At 65.6% G+C, this 17,565-nt stretch carries 14 protein-coding genes; 9 read left to right on the top strand and 5 right to left on the bottom strand.

The window, feature by feature from the left end; all coding sequences use genetic code 11:
* The first annotated feature begins 163 nt into the window (after positions 1 to 163).
* A complete protein-coding gene (locus ACE10W_RS37760; protein WP_369525312.1) occupies positions 164 to 784 on the top strand; it encodes a DUF2865 domain-containing protein in 621 nt (206 codons plus the stop codon).
* Positions 785 to 1,007: 223 nt separating this feature from the next.
* On the opposite strand, the gene ACE10W_RS37755 is transcribed toward ACE10W_RS37760, so the two are convergent.
* The 3 genes from ACE10W_RS37755 to ACE10W_RS37745 form a co-directional block, all read right to left on the bottom strand.
* Positions 1,008 to 1,691, bottom strand: coding sequence for a class I SAM-dependent methyltransferase (locus ACE10W_RS37755; protein ID WP_370205813.1), 684 nt, complete (start codon positions 1,689 to 1,691; stop codon positions 1,008 to 1,010).
* A 26-nt stretch (positions 1,692 to 1,717) separates the two neighbouring features.
* A complete protein-coding gene (locus tag ACE10W_RS37750; protein ID WP_011090697.1) occupies positions 1,718 to 2,176 on the bottom strand; it encodes an Rrf2 family transcriptional regulator in 459 nt (152 codons plus the stop codon).
* A gap of 399 nt (positions 2,177 to 2,575) precedes the next feature.
* Complete coding sequence (locus tag ACE10W_RS37745) at positions 2,576 to 4,597, bottom strand: YgiQ family radical SAM protein (RefSeq protein WP_304549051.1); 2,022 nt, start codon at positions 4,595 to 4,597, stop codon at positions 2,576 to 2,578.
* Positions 4,598 to 4,999: 402 nt separating this feature from the next.
* On the opposite strand from ACE10W_RS37745, the gene ACE10W_RS37740 reads away from it, so the two are divergent.
* Positions 5,000 to 5,164, top strand: a complete 165-nt coding sequence (locus tag ACE10W_RS37740) for a hypothetical protein (RefSeq protein ID WP_304549049.1) — start codon at positions 5,000 to 5,002, stop codon at positions 5,162 to 5,164.
* Between the two features lie 6 nt (positions 5,165 to 5,170).
* On the opposite strand, the gene ACE10W_RS37735 is transcribed toward ACE10W_RS37740, so the two are convergent.
* Both ACE10W_RS37735 and ACE10W_RS37730 read right to left on the bottom strand, forming a co-directional pair.
* Positions 5,171 to 5,851 (bottom strand): GntR family transcriptional regulator, encoded by a 681-nt coding sequence (locus ACE10W_RS37735; protein WP_304549047.1) that lies wholly within the window; start codon positions 5,849 to 5,851, stop codon positions 5,171 to 5,173.
* A gap of 26 nt (positions 5,852 to 5,877) precedes the next feature.
* Positions 5,878 to 7,290, bottom strand: a complete 1,413-nt coding sequence (locus ACE10W_RS37730) for an FAD-binding oxidoreductase (RefSeq protein ID WP_304549044.1) — start codon at positions 7,288 to 7,290, stop codon at positions 5,878 to 5,880.
* 178 nt (positions 7,291 to 7,468) lie between these two features.
* On the opposite strand from ACE10W_RS37730, the gene ACE10W_RS37725 reads away from it, so the two are divergent.
* The 7 genes from ACE10W_RS37725 (at position 7,469) to ACE10W_RS37695 (ending at position 17,537) form a co-directional block, all read left to right on the top strand.
* On the top strand, positions 7,469 to 8,353 hold the full coding sequence (locus ACE10W_RS37725) for a dihydrodipicolinate synthase family protein (protein ID WP_304549042.1): 885 nt from the start codon (positions 7,469 to 7,471) through the stop codon (positions 8,351 to 8,353).
* A 203-nt stretch (positions 8,354 to 8,556) separates the two neighbouring features.
* The gene (locus tag ACE10W_RS37720) at positions 8,557 to 10,878 is read left to right on the top strand and encodes a TonB-dependent siderophore receptor (protein WP_304549039.1); all 2,322 of its coding nucleotides are present in this window, start codon (positions 8,557 to 8,559) and stop codon (positions 10,876 to 10,878) included.
* Positions 10,879 to 10,880: 2 nt separating this feature from the next.
* Positions 10,881 to 12,077 (top strand): PepSY domain-containing protein, encoded by a 1,197-nt coding sequence (locus ACE10W_RS37715; RefSeq protein WP_304549037.1) that lies wholly within the window; start codon positions 10,881 to 10,883, stop codon positions 12,075 to 12,077.
* A gap of 75 nt (positions 12,078 to 12,152) precedes the next feature.
* Complete coding sequence (locus tag ACE10W_RS37710; protein WP_304549035.1) at positions 12,153 to 13,385, top strand: rhodanese-like domain-containing protein; 1,233 nt, start codon at positions 12,153 to 12,155, stop codon at positions 13,383 to 13,385.
* Positions 13,386 to 13,703: 318 nt separating this feature from the next.
* On the top strand, positions 13,704 to 14,948 hold the full coding sequence (gene serA, locus ACE10W_RS37705; protein ID WP_028175507.1) for a phosphoglycerate dehydrogenase: 1,245 nt from the start codon (positions 13,704 to 13,706) through the stop codon (positions 14,946 to 14,948).
* A gap of 111 nt (positions 14,949 to 15,059) precedes the next feature.
* Entirely contained in the window at positions 15,060 to 16,079 is a 1,020-nt protein-coding gene (locus ACE10W_RS37700) for a patatin-like phospholipase family protein (RefSeq protein ID WP_028175508.1), read from the top strand.
* Positions 16,080 to 16,082: 3 nt separating this feature from the next.
* A complete protein-coding gene (locus tag ACE10W_RS37695) occupies positions 16,083 to 17,537 on the top strand; it encodes a GntP family permease (RefSeq protein ID WP_304549032.1) in 1,455 nt (484 codons plus the stop codon).
* The last annotated feature ends 28 nt before the right edge of the window (positions 17,538 to 17,565 follow it).

Below are 17,565 nucleotides of genomic sequence, written 5' to 3'. Positions count from 1 at the left end.
CGGCTCCCACGGCGTCCCATAACGGCCGAAATGTGGCGCTTGCCGTGCCCACTCGCCTATTTCTTTCCCCTTCTGCGCCCAGCTTAGAGCGCGTTTCGTATCCACGATTGCCGCAAGCGCTCTTTGTGCTGAAGAGAGTTCGTTGCGTCCGGTGGAGCAAGCGATGCGTACCGAATCGTGCTTTCAGCGCAAGCTGCGTCGCATGCTTGTTGCTGTCGCCATCGTTGGCCCCGTGGCGCTGACGCCCGAAATGAGTGCGGCCGAAGGCTTGCTTGATTTCTTTTTCGGTGGCGGCCAGAAGCAACAGCAGCAGACCTCGTCTTTTGATCCGCAATCACCACCGCCGCGGCCGGTCGTCGTAAGCGCGGGACCTGCCTTCTGCGTGCGCAGTTGCGACGGCAAATATTTTCCGCTGATGCGCGGCGCGGCCTCGCCGGCGCAGATGTGTAAGGCCTTCTGTCCGGCAAGCCCGACCAAAATTTTCTTCGGCTCCAGCATTGACAGAGCCTATGCCGCAACCGGCGAACGCTACGCCGATAGCGAAAACGCCTTTGCCTATCGGAAGGCGCTGCGCGCCGATTGCACTTGCAACGGCCAAAGCCCCGCCGGTCTTGCATCAGTCGATCTCGCGATGGACGGTTCGTTACGCTCGGGCGACGCGGTCGCCACCGCTGACGGGCTCGTCGCTTATTCCGGCATACGGGTCGGTAACGACCAGAACCCGGATTTCACGCCGCTTCCGGCGGCGACCATCACGCGGAAGCCGGTGCCCGCGCGCGACTAGCGCGTAGATGCGGATTGATGTTGCAATCAATGTCCGACGATCACCTCTTGCAGAGCTTCTTCCGTTGTTGGCCCTTTGCCGACTCGCAGGAGCGTACTGGCCATGTCTGGTTTTGAAGGCAGAACGGACACCGCCTCATTCGCGGGCTAAGGGAGCATGTCTGCACGTCCCGGCGGGTCCCGGCTTTGCATGAATGCGCGCCGTGTCGACGAAGCGGGACGTCTCAGGCGTATGCCACCCAGCCGCGGAAGGTGAATCCGGCGTAGAACAGAGTCGGCTCGGAGAAGCCAGCGTTCCGCAGAATTGCCTCATCCTGCGCGGGCGTGAGCATCTCCAGATGGTTGGTGACGGCGTCGCGCGCGGCAGCCGCCTTGTCCGGCTCGACGCCGGATGCGGCCAGGAACGCCGAATAGCGCGATAGCCACAGCGGCCGCTCATCGTCGCGATCAGGGATGCTGAAATGAGCGATCACGAAGGGCGCGCCCGGCTTGAGGCGGCGGCGGATTTCGGCGGCAATGCGACGCCGTTCCGCGGCATCGACGAAGTGCAGGGTCAACAGGCACGTGGCGCCGTCGAACGGCCCCTCCGGGGCAGCGTCGACATAGCCCCGGTGGAGATGCGCGCGCGAAGCGAGCGGGCCCAACGTTTGCCGCGCGAGATCGAGCATCGCCGCCGAGGGGTCCACACCGTCGAAGGTCCAGCGCGGCTGCGCCTGCGCAAAGGCTCTCAACTCCAGGCCGCCACCAGCGCCGAGGGCGAGGATTCGCGCGTCTTCACGCGCGCGCTCGGCCAGCAGGATCGCCGCCATGGACAGCATGGAATTGTAGCCGGGAACGAACCGCGGCGGCCCTTCCGTGTATTTCGCCACTGCTTGCGGATCGGAGAACATGGCTTGAATGTCGGTCATGAGGTTGCCTTGCTGAACGGAGCCGATCACGCGTGATGCGCGCTGATGTCGCGGACCTTGCGGGCCCCGAGCCGCTTGCGCAGATCATCGCCCAGCATCGCCAGCGTCACTGCACCGAGGCGCGACAGCAGCAGCGCCTCGGCATCTTGAAAGGTCCGATCCAGGGCGGCATTGACGGCCTGCTCGACGAGACAGCCCGGCGCCTCGGTCCGGTTGCCCATTGCCAGAAGCGGGGGATTGCCGAGCGCGGTGTAGACGTCGCGCAGCGTCACCTTCGACAGGTCGCAGGCCAGCGTCCAGCCGCCGCCATGCCCCTTCTCGGAGCGGACGTAACCGAGGTCCCTGAGGCCCGCCATGATGCGCCGGATCACCACCGGATTGGTGTCCATGGCCTTCGCCAGGGTCTCGGACGTGAACGGGCCAGGCTGCTGCGCCATGTGGAGAAGGACATGGAGCACGCCGGATAAACGGCTGTCTCGTTTCATGTAACTTCATATGTTGCATGATGGCGCCGAGGTCAAGGGGTCTCGGTGTGTGCGGTACGGAGCGAGCGCTCATCGCCCGGCGTGTAGATTGGATTCCAATCGATGGACTGGTTCGACTATCGTTTGGAGCATGATCCGCACAGCGCGTCGAACAGGCGCGAAAAAGCTCGCGCGCGGGACGCTGTGTGAAGCTTGACGATATCGATACGGAGTGGCGCCGGAGGCTTGCTCATCCCAGGCGCCCGACGATGCCATCCTGCTCCTGTTTTGCCCGACGGGTCAACGTCGGCGCAAAGCGCGTAAGCCATTGATCCCGCTCATGCAGGCTACTGTGCATGGGGTTGTTTTCGAATTTCTATTCTTGAAGGCAGGCCGAACCGGACCTCATCCGGCTCTTGCCTACTTCATCACCCGCAGACCCTTGGTCGTGAACCGCTGCGTCTTGCCGCCGGGGCGCACGGGCCGCCGTGTGCCGGCGGCCTTGCCGGTGCCGGGCGGCTGATGTGCAGGCACGAGCTGGTCGGGACGGGAGCCGATCAGGTCGGCGCGGCCCATCGCCTTCAGCGCCTCGCGCAGAACCGGCCAGTTGTCGGGGTCGTGATAGCGCAGGAATGCCTTGTGCAGGCGGCGCTGGCGCAGGCCCTTGATGGCCTCGACCTTGTCGCTGCCGCCGTGACGCACGCCGCGCAGCGGATTGACGCCGGTGTGATACATCGCGGTCGCGGTCGCCATCGGTGAGGGCAGGAAGGTCTGCACCTGATCCGCGCGGTAGCGGTTCTTCTTCAGCCAGAGCGCGAGGTTCATCATGTCCTCGTCGGTCGTGCCGGGATGCGCCGCGATGAAGTACGGGATCAGGTAATATTTCTTGCCGGCCTGTTCGGCTGCGGCATCGAACATCCGCTTGAACTGGTTGTAGGCGCCGATGCCCGGCTTCATCATCTTGTCGAGCGGGCCGCGCTCGGTATGCTCCGGCGCGATCTTCAGGTAGCCGCCGACGTGATGGGTGACGAGCTCCTTGATGTATTCCGGGCTCTCGACCGCGAGGTCGTAGCGCACGCCGGAGGCGACCATCACCTTCTTGATGCCCTTGGTCTCGCGCACTTTGCGATAGAGCCGGATCAAATCGTCATGCGACGTGTTGAGGTTCGGGCAGATCTCCGGGAAGACGCAGGACGGTCGTCGGCACGCCGCCTCGACCTTCGGGTCCTTGCATGCCATCCGGTACATGTTGGCGGTGGGGCCGCCGATATCGGAGATCACGCCGGTGAAGCCCGGCGTCTTGTCACGGATCTTCTCGATCTCGCGCAGGATCGAGCCTTCCGAGCGGTTCTGGATGATGCGGCCCTCGTGCTCGGTGATCGAGCAGAAGGTGCAGCCGCCGAAACAGCCGCGCATGATCGTCACGGAGAACTTGATCATGTCCCACGCCGGGATCTTGGCATCGCCGTAGGACGGATGCGGCGCGCGCGCGTAAGGAAGATCGTAGACCGCGTCCATCTCGTCGCTGGTCAGCGGGATCGGCGGCGGATTGAGCCAGAGATCGCGGTCGCCATGACGCTGCACCAGCGGCCGCGCATTGCCGGGATTGCTCTCCCGGTGCAGCACGCGTGACGCACGCGCATAGGCTTCCTTGTCCTGCTCGACCTGCTCCAGCGCCGGCAGGCGAATGACGGTCGCGCCCTTCTGGCGGGTTGCGCCCTCGTCGGCGGAGTCGAGATCGTCGGCGTGCAGTTCGCTGTAATCCTCGGGCACGCGGCGGAACAGCGCGACGCCCCTGATGTCGTCGAGCTCGCGCGGCGCTTCGCCCGCGGCAAGACGGTTCGCCACTTCGACGACCGCGCGCTCGGCATTGCCGTAGAGCAGCAGATCTGCCTTGGCGTCGGCCAGCACCGAGCGGCGCACCTTGTCGGACCAGTAGTCGTAATGGGCGATCCGGCGCAGCGAGGCCTCGATGCCGCCGAGCACGACCGGCACGTCCTTGAACGCCTCGCGGCAGCGCTGCGCGTAGACGATGGTGCAGCGGTCCGGCCGCTTGCCGCCTTCGCCGCCCGCCGTATAGGCGTCGTCATGGCGCAGGCGGCGGTCCGCGGTGTAGCGGTTCACCATGGAGTCCATGTTGCCGCCGGTGACGCCGAAGAACACCTTTGGCTTGCCTAACGCCTTGAACGGCTCGGCCGAATGCCAGTCCGGCTGCGCGATGATGCCGACCCGGAAGCCTTGCGCCTCCAGCAGCCGGCCGATGATCGCCATGCCGAAACTCGGATGGTCGACATAGGCATCGCCCGTCACCAGCACGATGTCGCAGGCATCCCAGCCGAGCGCGTCCATCTCGGCGCGGCTCATCGGGAGAAACGGCGCCGGCTTGCGCGGGCGGGCCTGGGCCATCAGAGGCTTTTCGGCGGCGATGATCTGGGTGTCCATGGCGCATACGCATAGGACTCCGGAGGCGCGAATACAACCGATCGCTGGGCTGTCTTCGACGATTCCGGTTCCCGCGTGGCGCGCAATTCGGCAACGCCAGTCGCGCGGGCAGCGTCAGCGGACTGTGATGGAGCAATCGCAGATCCGATGCCGGCCGCGGTGAGAACCCGGACGACGGATCGCTCATATGATGGGCAAGGAAGCTTCTGACGGCGGTCAGCTTGCGCCGACTGTTCCATCGGCCCCGCGTTGCGGTTCATTTGCAGGAACCAACCGCCCCCCGCGAACATTCTGATGAAGGCACCGGCGCGAGCTCTGCTCGCGCGCGCCTCGACGATCCCGGCGCCAGTGCCCGCAACCGGATTTTTGCCTTGATGCTCGCTTCGGGGCGATGGGGGACTTGTGAGTACGGTCATAGAGAACCTGCTGGCGCGGAAGCAGAAGCTCGTACAGGAGCTCGAGACGGCGCAAACCGTCGAGGATCGCGACAGGATCGAGCATCAGCTCGAGCAGATCAACACCGCGCTGGATTTCCTGGACAGGCCTGGTCCGAAGGACGGGCGGTAGAACCGCTCACTCCACTTTCAGCGCCTCCACCTTCAGGGCCTTGGCGTAGACCACGCCCGAATTGGTGATGTGCGTGGTCATCAGCGCTTCGAAAGGCGCAAACGCGCCGCGCGCGAACAGGTCCAGCAACTTGCGGTGCTCGTCGAAGGACGTGCGGGTGCGCACGTCGATCGGCGAGGTCAGATTGGTGCGCAGCGCCGCGACGCGGCCGGAGACGAGCTGGTAGGATTCGACGAGGTAGCGGTTGCCGCAATGGGCGAACAGCGCCTCGTGGAACGCTGCATCGGCGCGGCCATAGGCGATGTTGTCGCGGGCCGAGACCGCCGGCTCCATCGCCTCGATCGCCTCGCTCATCGTCGCCACCGCACCGTCGCGATCGTGGCGGAAGGCGAGTTCTGCGGCCTTGGGCTCCAGCGCGATCCTGAAGGTGCAGAGCGCGGCGATGTCGTCCGCGCTCGGGGTGAAGACAAAACTGCCGACCTGCGGGCGGATCACCACGAGTCCCTGCGCCTGCAACTGGCCCATCGCCTCGCGCACCGGCGTCCGGCTGACGCCGAAGGAATTCGCCACCATCTCCTCGGAGATCGCCGCGCCGAGCGCGAACTCGCCGTCGATGATCGCCTGCCGCAGCCGCTGCATCACCCGCTGCGACAGCGATTTTGGCGTATCGAGCTTCAATGATCTCATCGGCGCTCCCATCACTGTGCAGCCGGTCAGATCACCTTGCCGGGATTGAGCAGATGATCGGGATCGAGCGCGGCCTTCAGCGTCCGCATCAGCGCGATCTCGGCCTCGCTCCTGGCATGGCCCAGCCACTTCTTCTTCAGCGTGCCGATGCCGTGCTCGGCGGAGACGCTGCCGCCCATCTCGCGCACGAGACCATAGATGATCGCGTCCATCTCTTCCTTCGGCTGCTGCTCGACGGAAAGCCCGGTGACCCAGGACACGAGGTGCAGATTGCCGTCGCCGATATGGCCGTAATAGACGCTCTCGCAGCCCTTGATGCCATTGGCGAGCGCGGCCTTGCAGCGCGTGACGAACTCGTCCATCTGCTTAACCGCAAGGCCGATGTCGTAGGAGATGTGCGGGCCCAGCACCTGGCCGAACTCGGCGCAGATGTCGCGCACCCGCCAGAAGGCTTGCGTCTGCGCCAGCGATTGCGCGACGGCGGCATCGGCCAAGAGCCCGCGCTCCATCAATTCCTCGAGCCAGCTCTGGAAGCGCGGCGCGTCGTGGCTCTCGTCGGTGCCTTGTGCTTCCACCAGCACGTAGAGGCCGTGACCCGCGGCGACCGGCGGCTTCACGCCGGCGCGCGTCGTGATCACGTCCCAATAATCCGGCCACATCACCTCGAACGCCGACAGCAACGGGCCAAGTCCCGAACGCGCGGCGTCCAGCAGTGCGATCACCGCCGCATAATCCTTCAGCGCGCAGAGCGCCGCCATGGTCGAGCGCGGCTTCGGGAACAGTTTCAGCACCACGCGGGTGATGATGCCGAGCGTGCCTTCCGAGCCGATGAACAGATGCTTCAGGTCGTAGCCGGCATTGTTCTTCATCAGCTTGTTGAGATTGGTGATGATGGTGCCGTCAGGTAGCACCACCTCCAGGCCGAGCACCAGCTCGCGCGTCATGCCGTAGCGGATCACGCGGTTGCCGCCGGCATTGGTGGAGAGGTTGCCGCCGATCGCGCACGAGCCGCGCGAGCCGAGGTCGAGCGGAAAGAAAAAGCCGGCCTCGTCCGCGGCCTTCTGGATCGTCTCCAGCGGCGTGCCCGCCTTCACCGTCATCGTCGCCGAGGCGCGATCGATCTCCTCGATGCCGGTCATGCGCTCGAGCGAAATCGCGACCCAGCCTGCTTCAGGCGAGGCACCGCGGCACAGCCCGGTCAATCCGCCCTGCGGCACGAACGGCAGATGCGCCTTGCGGCAGGTCAGAATCGCATCGGTAACGCCCTGCGCATCGAGCGGACGGATCACCGCCCGCGGCGTTTGCGGCAGGCTCGCGCTCCAGTCGTTGCAATTGCGCGCAGGCACATCGCTGCCGGTCAGCACGGCGGCCGCGCCGAGCTTGTCGCGCAAGGCCGCGAGCAATTGGTCGGGACGCTCCACAGGGGTCACCATGTCCATGCAAGACCTCCTCAAAATCTGGCCGCGTCTGTCGCGCGCCTGCTGCGCGACGGGGATTTGCGTCTGTCTTGTATGTAAGGTACAAGGTGAAAAGTAAAGCAAAAACAAGTCTCCGCTGAGCCCGGAAGATCGTTAGGGATCAGAGGCTTAGTCCGAGACCGCAGCAAAGGGTGGTGTGATGACGGAGGCGATTCGCGGGTTCTGGGTGGCGTCGGCGACGCCGCTGGCGACCGACGGTGGCGTGGATCACGCCCGGCTCGCCGCCCACGCCAAGCAGCTCTTCAGCAAAGGCGTCGACGGTGTCGTGCTGTTCGGCACCACCGGCGAGGGTACCTCCTTCAACGTCGCCGAACGCGTCGCGACCATCGAAGCCATGCTCAAGGCCGGCGTCGCGCCGGAGCGCATCGGAATCGGCGGTGGATTTCCCGCCATCAGCGACAGCATCGCGCTGACGCGCGCCGTGCTCGGCCTCGGCCTGCGCCACGTGCTGCTGTTGCCGCCTTACTTCGACCGCAGCGTCACGCCCGAGGGTATCGAGGATGCCTTCGCTGCGATCGTCGACGGCGTTGCCGACGATCGCCTGCGTGCCTCGCTCTACCACATCCCGCAGATCTCCGGCGTTGCGATTCCGACCACGGTCGCCGCAAGCTTGCGCAAGCGCTACGGCAAGCTGGTTGCAGGCCTGAAAGACTCTAGCGGCGACTTCAAGCAGTTCCAGGCGTTCCGCGCAGCTAGCCCGGAGCTCGCCATCACCGTCGGCAACGAAGCCGACATCGCCCGCGCCATCGCCGCCGGCGGCGCCGGCACCATCTGCGGCATGGCGAATGTTGCGCCGGAGCTGGTCAAGGCGATGATCGACGGCAAGGATGTCGAAGCACGCATGCAGGCCGCGATCGACGTCGTGGTGAAGACGCCATCCTTCCTCGCAACGCTGAAGGCGATCCTTGCGGCGCAGACGGGCGATGCAGCGTGGCTGCGCGTGCGCCCGCCGCTCCGCGCCTTGTCGGACGGCACTGCGTCCAAGCGGAAGCTCGACGAACTGATGGCTCCTGCCGTCGTGTGATATCCACGACACGTCGCCGCGAATTCGCGCGCTGCGTGTCGTGCTTGATGCAAGATCAATCGACGATTGCTGAACGACGTGCATCGTCGCCTAGAATGATTCCATACTAGAGGGATTCAAGCCCGCCTACGGTTCTCTTCACTCGCAACGGCTGTTAGACGCGCCAGCTTCAATGCTGTGTCTGACTTGGAAGTGAATCGAAAGTGCGTGCTCATCTGGATGGCCGCGTCAGCGGTCATCGAACTCGTGCCGGCGGGAGCCGTGCAGGTCTTCTCATCGGAGCAGCCGTGCTGCTCGCCGAATATCCCTCCAACACGACGAGCGCGCAGGCGCAATCGGCCCTGCCGCCGGTGACGGTGGAGGCGCCGGCACAGCGGCCGAAGCCGGCGCGTGCATCGGAGGAGACTTCACGCCGCACCCAGACCGCCGCGCGCCAACGCAATCGCAATGCCGCGCCGGCAGCGCCGACAATATCCGAGCGCGCGGCCGCGGAGGCCGCCGCGCAGCAAGCCGCCAAGCTCGGCTACCGTGCGATGCCGAGTGCGACCACGCTGCGCAGCGGCGCCTCGCCGCTCGATACCTCGCAGGCCGTCAACATCGTTCCCGAGCAGGTGTTGAAGGACCAGCTCCCGCGCAACATCGACGACGCGCTGATCAATATCAGCGGCATCACCCAGACTAACACGCTCGCCGGCAGCCAGGACGCGGTGATCCGCCGCGGCTTCGGAGACAACCGCGACGGCTCGATCATGCGCAATGGCATGCCGCTGGTGCAGGGCCGCAGTTTCAACTCCGCGGTCGAAAGCGTCGAGGTGCTGAAAGGGCCCGCCTCGCTGCTCTACGGCATCATGGACCCCGGCGGCATCGTCAACACCATCAGCAAGCGCCCCGAGCTCTACCAGCACGGCTCGGTGACGCTGCTCGGCTCGGCCTTCAGTGCCTCCAAGACCGGCGCCGACGGCCTGCTCGACGTCACCGGTCCGATCGGCGACCAGGGCCTTGCCTATCGCTTCATTGGCTACGGCGTCAGCGAGGATTACTGGCGCAATTTCGGCCGTCACCGCGAGATGCTGGTCGCGCCGTCGCTGGCCTGGTACGGCCAGGACACCACGGTCCAGCTCAACTACGAGCATCGCGAGTTCATCTATCCGTTCGATCGCGGCACCGCATTCAATCCGGTGACGAAAGCGCCGCTGGCAGTTCCAGCCGACCGCCGGCTCGACGAGCCCTTCAACAACACATGGGGCACCTCCGACCTGATGCAGGCGTCGGTCGAGCACCGCTTCAACCAGGATTGGAAGCTCTACGCAGGCTATAGCTACAACACCGAAACCTTCAGCGCCAACCAGCTCCGCATCACCGGCATCAACTTCACGACGGGTGCCGAGACGCGCAGCAATGACGGCACAGGGAGCTCGCTCAGCAATGTCAGCTACGGAACGTCCTACATCTCCGGTGGCTTCTGGCTCGGCAACATGCGCAATGACGTGGTGTTCGGCGGCGACGGCCAGTATCGCACTATCTACCGCGACGTTCTGATCCGGCAGGCAACTCCCGCCTTCAATGTCTACAATCCCGTCTACGGGCTGATCGGGCCGGGGACGACGGCCTCGAACAGCGACAGCGCCCAGACTGACAAGCTCGGCCAATGGTCGTTATTCTTCCAGGACACGCTGCATCTGACCGAACGGTTCGCGCTGGTCGGCGGCGTGCGCTACATGGACTACGACCAGATCGCCGGCCGTGGAAAGCCGTTCGCCACCAACACCAACGTGTCCCAGGACAAGGTGCTTCCGCTCGGCGGCGCCATTTTCAAGCTGACCGACCAGGTCTCGCTTTATGCGAGCTATACCGAGTCACTGAAGCCGAACTCGACCATTGCCCCGATCGGCGTCACGATCGACTCCAACGTCGCGCCAGAAGAAGGCGTGTCATACGAGACTGGCGTGAAGTTCGATCTGAACAAGCGCATCTCCGGTACACTTGCGCTCTACGATCTCGACAAGAAGAACGTGCAGACGACGAAGACGAACAGCGCGGGCGTGGTGGAGCTCCACACCGTCGGCCGTGCCCACTCGCGCGGCATCGAGTTGGACGTCACCGGCAGGCTCACCGACAGCTGGGCCTTGATCGGCAGCTATGGCTACACCGATGCGCGGATGACGGCGTCCGAAGATCCGACGCTCTACGGCAAGAAGCTGCAGAACGTCGCGCTGAACACGGCCTCGCTCTATCTGGTCTATGATTTTGGCACAGCCTTGCCGGGTCAGCTCCGGCTCGGTGGCGGCGCGCGCTATGTCGGCGACCGTCCCGGCGATTCGACCAACACCTTCTTCCTGCCGTCCTATGTCGTCGCGGACATTTTCGCGACTTACGAGACCAAGTACGAGCAGTTCCCGGTCGTCTATCAGTTCAACGTCAAGAACCTGTTCGACACCGTCTACTATCCTTCTGCCGTCAACAATCTGAACGTCGCCATTGGCGATGCTCGCCGTGTCTCTCTGTCGGCGACGGTGAAGTTCTAGCGATGGCAGCGCGGTTGGGGCACAACATCAAGGCCGTCCTGCGCCAGGTCCACTCCATTGCGGGCCTCGCGCTCGCGCTGCTGCTGTCCCTGATCGCGCTGACCGGCGCGATCATCAGTTTTGAGGACGAGATCGTCGACCATCTGAACGCCGGCATCATGCAGGTCTTGCCGCGGTCCACGCCGGCGCTGATGCCGGACGAACTGGTCGCGCGGCTGAAGGCGGCCCAGGATTTCGGCAAGGTCTCGGCCGTCACTCTGTCGAGCGATCCGGCCGCGGCGGTGCATGTCCGCTTCGGCCGCGATGAGCAGGGTGGGCGGCCGGCTTCGCTCTATGTCGATCCCTATGACGCGCGCGTGCTGGGCTCGCCGCGGGGCGAGGAATTTTTCGCGACGGTGCGCAGGCTGCATCGCTGGCTGCTCATCCCCGGCGATGCCAAGGGCTGGGGGCGCCAGGTCACCGGCGTCGCCGCGCTCGGCCTGATCGTCATGCTGGTTTCGGGTCTCGTGCTGCGCTGGCCGCGCCGTGCCGGCAGCGTGAAGATGTGGCTGAAGCCCAATCTCGGACTCAGCGGACGCGGTCTGCACCGAACGCTGCATGCGGTGATCGGCACCTGGGTTCTTCTGATCTATCTGGTGATGACGCTCACCGGGCTCTGGTACTCGTTCGATTGGTACAAGGACGGCGTCGCCTGGCTGCTGTCGCGCCCGCATGTGGCAGCCGCGAAGATGCAGCCCAAGATGCCTGCAAAGGCGCCGCGCGTGGCGGCCGTTTCCGAGCCGGCCCGGCCGATCGGATTCGATCAGGCATGGACTACGTTCCAGCGCGAGGAGGGCGACCGCTTCTCCAGGGCCCTGCTGACGCTGCCCGCCGGCCCCGGCACGGCGATACGGATTCGGTCGTGGGGCAAGGATTCGACGCTCGAGGCCACGCGCGACGAATTCCGCGTTGATGCCGCTACCGGTCAATTGGTCGCCGCGGATCGCTACGCCGACAAGACCTTCGGCGAGAAGATCATCGCGGCCGTGTACGACATCCATCGTGGTGCGATCCTGGGGTGGCCGGGCAAGCTCGCGTTCATGATTGCCGCGGCCTTGATGCCGCTATTCGCGATCACCGGTCTCCTGCTCTACCTGTCGCGCCGCAGTTTGCGGCGTCCTGCGCAGCCGCCGCTCGGGCTCCTCGTTCCCGGCGAGTGAGCTGCGCCGGAAAGACTAGCCAACTCGCCTGCGATCGTTCAAAAGCCCATGGCCTGTCCTCTCAAGGTTCACGCCATGAAGCTTTCGACCGTCACCCCCGCCGACATCCGCCGCGCGCTGCTGCTGCGCGAGGAGATCGCGCTGCTCGATCTCAGATACGAGGCCGCCTTCGCCACCGGCCATCCGCTGTTCGCGGCCAACATGGCCGCGAACCGGATCGCGATTGAGGCCGAGGTGAGACTGCCGCGCAAGGACGTTGCGGTTGTGCTCTATGATGACGGTGAGGGTTTGGTCGCGGCGGGCGCAGAGCGCCTTGCGGCGCTCGGCTACAGCAATGTCCGTGCGCTCGATGGCGGGCTGAGGGCCTGGCGCGATGCGGGCTATCAGGTGTTCGAGGACGTCAATTCCTATTCGAAAGCGTTCGGCGAGCTGGTCGAGGCGCGACGTCACACGCCGTCGTTCAGTGCCGACGAAGTGGCAAAACTGATCGCGGACAAGGCCAACATCGCGATCCTCGACGTCCGCCGCTTCGACGAATATGCGACCATGAACATTCCGGGCTCGGTCAGCGTGCCCGGCGCGGAACTTGTGCTGCGGGCAGGCCAGGCCGCGCCCGATCCCGACACCACCATCATCGTCAATTGTGCCGGCCGCACCCGTTCGATCATCGGCACCCAGTCGCTGATCAATGCGGGCGTGCCCAACAAGGTGCGGGCGTTGCGCAACGGCACCATCGGCTGGACGCTGGCGCGGCATGCGCTCAACCACGGCGCCGACCGGCGCGGCGCGATCGGGCCGTTCGAGGGCGGCCCGGCCAATGCCCGCGACGTCGCCTATCGCGCCGGCGTCCGCCACATCGGCGCAGGCGAGGCGGCGACGCTCGCGGCGCAGACCGATCGCACGCTCTACCGCTTCGACGTGCGCGATGCGGAGGAATACGCGGCCGGCCACCTTCCGGGCTTCCGCCATTATCCCGGCGGCCAGCTTGTCCAGGAGACCGACATGGCCGCACCGGTGCGTGGCGCACGCATCCTCCTGACCGACGACAAGGGCGTCCGCGCTGACATGACGGCATCCTGGCTCGCGCAGATGGGCTGGGAGGTGTACGTGCTCGAAGGCGGCTATGACGGCGCGCTGGAGGTCGGTCCGCCGCTCGTGCTGCCGAAGCCGGATCCGGCGCACCGCTATCGCCGTCCCTATGAGGGGACCGATGTCGCGGAAGGTGCGATGCAGGCCTATCTCAATTGGGAGTATGGATTGGTCGAGCAGCTGCGGCTTGACGGGACGCACGGGTTCTATGTGATTTGATTGGCGCTATCCGTCACCCCCGCGCAACGGCGAAGCCGTTGTCGCTGGAGGTGGCCGCTTCTTCATCGGCCCTCGAAGGGCGACGGCCCGGCTGTATCGGGGCCGTTCATCCTTCAAGGCTCCCCATGGGACGCATAGCGTCCCATGCCTCGCACCTCGGGATGACGGGGCGGCTATTGTGCGTGCGGGGATGACGGAGCTGGTGGGATGCCAGGCACACCCGCGCCCCGCCATCCTCTCCCCGTATCTAACCCCTATTGTGCTGCGCACCGTCCGCGGTTTATGAGCTGCGGCAAAGCCGCCATTTTAGGAGATTCTATGCCAGCCCCAGGCCAAAGCCCTGAGCGGAGCGCGAAGGCGCTGCTGCTCGAAGGCGTCAATGACAGTGCCGTGGACCTGTTCCGGAGCGCGGGCTTTGCCAATGTCGAGCGGCTGACCAAGGCGCTGGACGGCGAGGCGCTGCGCCAGGCGCTCAAGGGCGTGTCGTTGCTCGGCATCCGCTCGCGCACCCAGATTACCGACGACGTGCTGGCGGCCGCCGATCAGCTCCTTGCGGTCGGCTGCTTCAGCGTCGGCACCAACCAGGTCGATCTGCTGGCGGCGCGCAAGCGCGGGATTCCCGTCTTCAACGCCCCGTTCTCCAACACGCGCAGCGTCGCCGAACTCGTGATCGGCGAGATCGTGATGCTGCTGCGGCAGATTTTCCCGCGCTCGGTCTCGGCCCATGACGGCGGCTGGGACAAGTCCGCGACCGGCAGCCGCGAGGTCCGCGGCCGCACCCTCGGCATCATCGGCTACGGCAATATCGGCTCGCAGCTCTCGACCCTGGCCGAGGCCATGGGCATGCGGGTGATCTACTACGACCGCACCGACAAGCTCCGCCACGGCAACACCGAGCCGGTCGAGAAGCTCGAGGAGCTGCTGGCGCAGAGCGACGTCGTCAGCCTGCACGTGCCGGAGACGCCGGAGACATCAGGCATGATCGGCGAGAAGGAGCTGCGGGCGATGAAGCCGGGCTCCTTCCTGATCAACAACAGCCGCGGCACCGTGGTCGATCTCGATGCGCTGGCGCGCGCCTTGCGCGACGGTCACATCGCCGGTGCCGCCATCGACGTGTTTCCGGTCGAGCCGTCGTCGAATTCCGATCGTTTCAAGAGCCCGGTGCAGGGCCTCGGCAACGTCATCCTTACCCCGCATATCGGCGGCTCGACCGAGGAGGCGCAGGAGCGCATCGGCGGCGAGGTCGCGCGCAAGCTGGTCGACTATTTCATCACCGGCTCGACCATGGGTGCGGTGAACTTCCCGGAGGTGCAGTTGCATCTGCGTCCCTCCGGCGCGCGCTTCAGCCATGTCCATCGCAACGTGCCGGGCATGCTGCGGCGGCTCAACGAGGTCTTCCTCCAGCGCGACATCAACATCGCGGCGCAATATCTGGAGACCGCCGGCGACCTCGGCTACGTCGTGCTCGATGCCGATCTCGGCGGCCAGGATTCGGGCGAATTGCTCCAGCAGATCCGCGCTCTCGACGGCACGGTCGGCGCAAGGCTGGTATTCGAGCACTAAACGGCCCCACGTTCCGGTTGCATCTTTTGGCAACTGCTCTCACACTGCGCTCGAATTCGACGTGGTCAAAAATCGCGTCGAATTTGAGCTTCAGTTGCGTGAGTGTCCGCCATGGAACGGGACGCCGTACTGATTGATCTCGCGCTTCAGGGCGGCGGTTCGCACGGCGCCTTCGCTTGGGGCGTGCTCGACCGCCTGCTGGAAGAGAGATGGCTCACGATCGCCGCGATCTCCGGAACCTCCGCAGGCGCGATGAATGCGGCGGTGCTGGCGGATGGCTGGACGGCCGGCGGCGCCGAGGGCGCGCGCGAGGCGCTCGAACAATACTGGCGCCGCGTCTCCAGGGCCGCTGCCTTCAGTCCGCTGCAACGCTCGCCGCTCGACCGGCTGATGGGACGCTGGACCCTCGATACGTCGCCCTTCTACATCCTCACCGATCTGATGTCGCGCGTGCTGTCGCCCTACGACCTCAATCCAACCGGCTACAATCCGCTGCGCGCGGTGCTGGCCGAGAGCATCGATTTCGAACGCCTCGTGCGTTCGCCGATCCAGCTGTTCATCACCGCGACGCGGGTGCGCACCGGACGCGGCCGCATCTTCCGCAACGCGGAGATCACGGCGGATGTGCTGCTGGCATCGGCCTGCCTGCCGACCATGTTCCGTGCCATCGAGATCGACGGCGAGCCCTATTGGGACGGCGGCTTCGCCGGCAATCCGACAATCACGCCGCTGGTTCGCGAGAGCGACGCGCACGACACCATCCTCGTCCAGATCAATCCGACCGAGCGGCCGGAGGAACCGCGGACAGCGGCTGAAATCCTCAACAGGCTGAACGAAATCTCGTTCAACTCGCCGCTGATGAAGGAACTGCGGATGATCGCGCTGCTGCGCCAGGCGGCCGACCCCGGCAGCGGCGAAGGCGCGCGCTGGGCGAAGATGCGGACGCACCGGATCAAGAGCGACATGCTGACGAAGTTCGGCGCGTCGTCGAAACTCAACGCGGAATGGGAATTCGTCTCGATGCTGCGCGCCGAAGGGCGCATGGCCGCGGACGCGTTTCTCGCCGAGCATGGGGCCGACATCGGCCGGCAATCGACCGCCGATCTCGACGTCCTCCTGGCGGAGTGCTGAGGCATGGGTCTTCTCGGCCTCCTCGTCGGGCTCGGCCTGCTTGTCCTGTTTGCCTTTCGCGGCTGGAGCGTGCTTCTGCTCGCGCCGTTCGCGGCACTCGTTGCTGCCCTGTTCGGCGGCGAACCGTTGCTTGCGAACCTGACGCAAGTCTTCATGGTGAATGCTGCGGGATTTCTGGCGCAGTTTTTCCCGATCTTTCTGCTTGGTGCCGTCTTCGGCAAGTTGATGGATGACAGCGGCGCGGTGACGTCGGTCGCCGGCTTCATGGCGGAGCGCCTAGGCGAGCGGCGCGTGATCCTGGCGGTCGTTCTCGCCGGCGCGCTGGTCACCTATGGCGGCGTCAGCCTGTTCGTCGCGTTCTTCGTCATCGTTCCCATGGCCCGTTCGCTGTTTCGCGCGGCTTCGATCCCGCGCCGCCTGATCCCGGCCGCGATCGTGCTGGGAACGTCGACCTTCACGATGTCGGCCCTGCCAGGCACGCCGTCGATCCAGAATGCGATCCCGATGCCGTTCTTCGGGACGACGCCGTTCGCCGCACCGGGCCTCGGCATCACCGCCTCCCTCATCATGCTTGGCGCGGGATTGTGGTGGCTGCATCGCGCCGAGGCAGCAGCCCGCCGCGCCGGAGAAGGCTATGGCGACGATGCCGACGGCTTGATCGAGCAGGCCGCCGCCGACGAACTCGTGCGCGAGCGCGCAACGACCGCGCGCGAGTTCGATCCGGCTGAACTACAACACGGTCATCGCAGCGACCGGCCTTCGCCCGTGCTGAACGCCATCGCGCCGCTGGTCGTCGTCGTCACCGTGAATCTGGTGATGTCGCTGGTGGTGCTGCCGCGGCTCGATGTCAGCTATCTCGCCGAGCAGCGTTTTGGCGAAACGTCGCTCGCGGCCGTCGCGGGCGTGTGGTCGGTCGCGGTGGCGCTGGCGGCGGCCATCGTCACCACCATCGCACTCAACTGGGCCCGCCTGCCGGCGCTTCGCCGGACCATGGACGCCGGGGCCAATGCGTCAGTGTTGCCTGCGTTCAGCGTCGCCAGCCTCGTCGGATTCGGTGCCGTCGTCGCCTCGCTGCCGGCGTTCACGATCGTGCGCGACTGGGTGTTGGCGATCGAGGGCGGACCGCTGGTCTCGCTCGCCGTCGCGACCAACATCCTGGCCGCGCTGACCGGGTCGGCATCGGGCGGGCTGACCATCGCGCTCGAAGCGCTCGGCCCGACCTATGTCGAACTCGCCGCACGCACCGGGATCGAGCTCTCGCTGATGCATCGAGTCGCGGTGATCGGCTCGGGGACGCTGGACATCCTGCCGCACAATGGCGCGGTGGTCAGCCTGCTCGCGATCTGCGGCCTGACGCACCGTGACAGCTATTTCGACATCGTCATGGTCGGCATCGTGACGTCGCTGCTGGCGCTGGTCGCCGTGATCGCGCTGGGCAGCGCGTTCGGATCGTTCTGATCAGAATGCGAATGTGTGCGATTGACGG

Origin of the sequence: Bradyrhizobium sp. B025 (assembly GCF_042257955.1) — a bacterium.
GTDB lineage: Bacteria > Pseudomonadota > Alphaproteobacteria > Rhizobiales > Xanthobacteraceae > Bradyrhizobium > Bradyrhizobium diazoefficiens.
The sequence above is the reverse complement of the archived record's forward strand: the minus strand, read 5'-3'. Positions and strand labels throughout refer to the sequence as shown.

Coding starts and splice junctions, on each gene's coding strand:
- ACE10W_RS37710 (WP_304549035.1), top strand. CDS start 12,153: ATGAAGCTTTCGACCGTCACCCCCGCCGACATCCGCCGCGCGCTGCTG.
- ACE10W_RS37735 (WP_304549047.1), bottom strand. CDS start 5,851: ATGAGATCATTGAAGCTCGATACGCCAAAATCGCTGTCGCAGCGGGTG.
- ACE10W_RS37695 (WP_304549032.1), top strand. CDS start 16,083: ATGGGTCTTCTCGGCCTCCTCGTCGGGCTCGGCCTGCTTGTCCTGTTT.
- ACE10W_RS37760 (WP_369525312.1), top strand. CDS start 164: ATGCGTACCGAATCGTGCTTTCAGCGCAAGCTGCGTCGCATGCTTGTT.
- ACE10W_RS37755 (WP_370205813.1), bottom strand. CDS start 1,691: ATGACCGACATTCAAGCCATGTTCTCCGATCCGCAAGCAGTGGCGAAA.
- ACE10W_RS37730 (WP_304549044.1), bottom strand. CDS start 7,290: ATGGACATGGTGACCCCTGTGGAGCGTCCCGACCAATTGCTCGCGGCC.
- ACE10W_RS37750 (WP_011090697.1), bottom strand. CDS start 2,176: ATGAAACGAGACAGCCGTTTATCCGGCGTGCTCCATGTCCTTCTCCAC.
- ACE10W_RS37700 (WP_028175508.1), top strand. CDS start 15,060: ATGGAACGGGACGCCGTACTGATTGATCTCGCGCTTCAGGGCGGCGGT.
- ACE10W_RS37715 (WP_304549037.1), top strand. CDS start 10,881: ATGGCAGCGCGGTTGGGGCACAACATCAAGGCCGTCCTGCGCCAGGTC.
- serA (WP_028175507.1), top strand. CDS start 13,704: ATGCCAGCCCCAGGCCAAAGCCCTGAGCGGAGCGCGAAGGCGCTGCTG.
- ACE10W_RS37745 (WP_304549051.1), bottom strand. CDS start 4,597: ATGGACACCCAGATCATCGCCGCCGAAAAGCCTCTGATGGCCCAGGCC.
- ACE10W_RS37725 (WP_304549042.1), top strand. CDS start 7,469: ATGACGGAGGCGATTCGCGGGTTCTGGGTGGCGTCGGCGACGCCGCTG.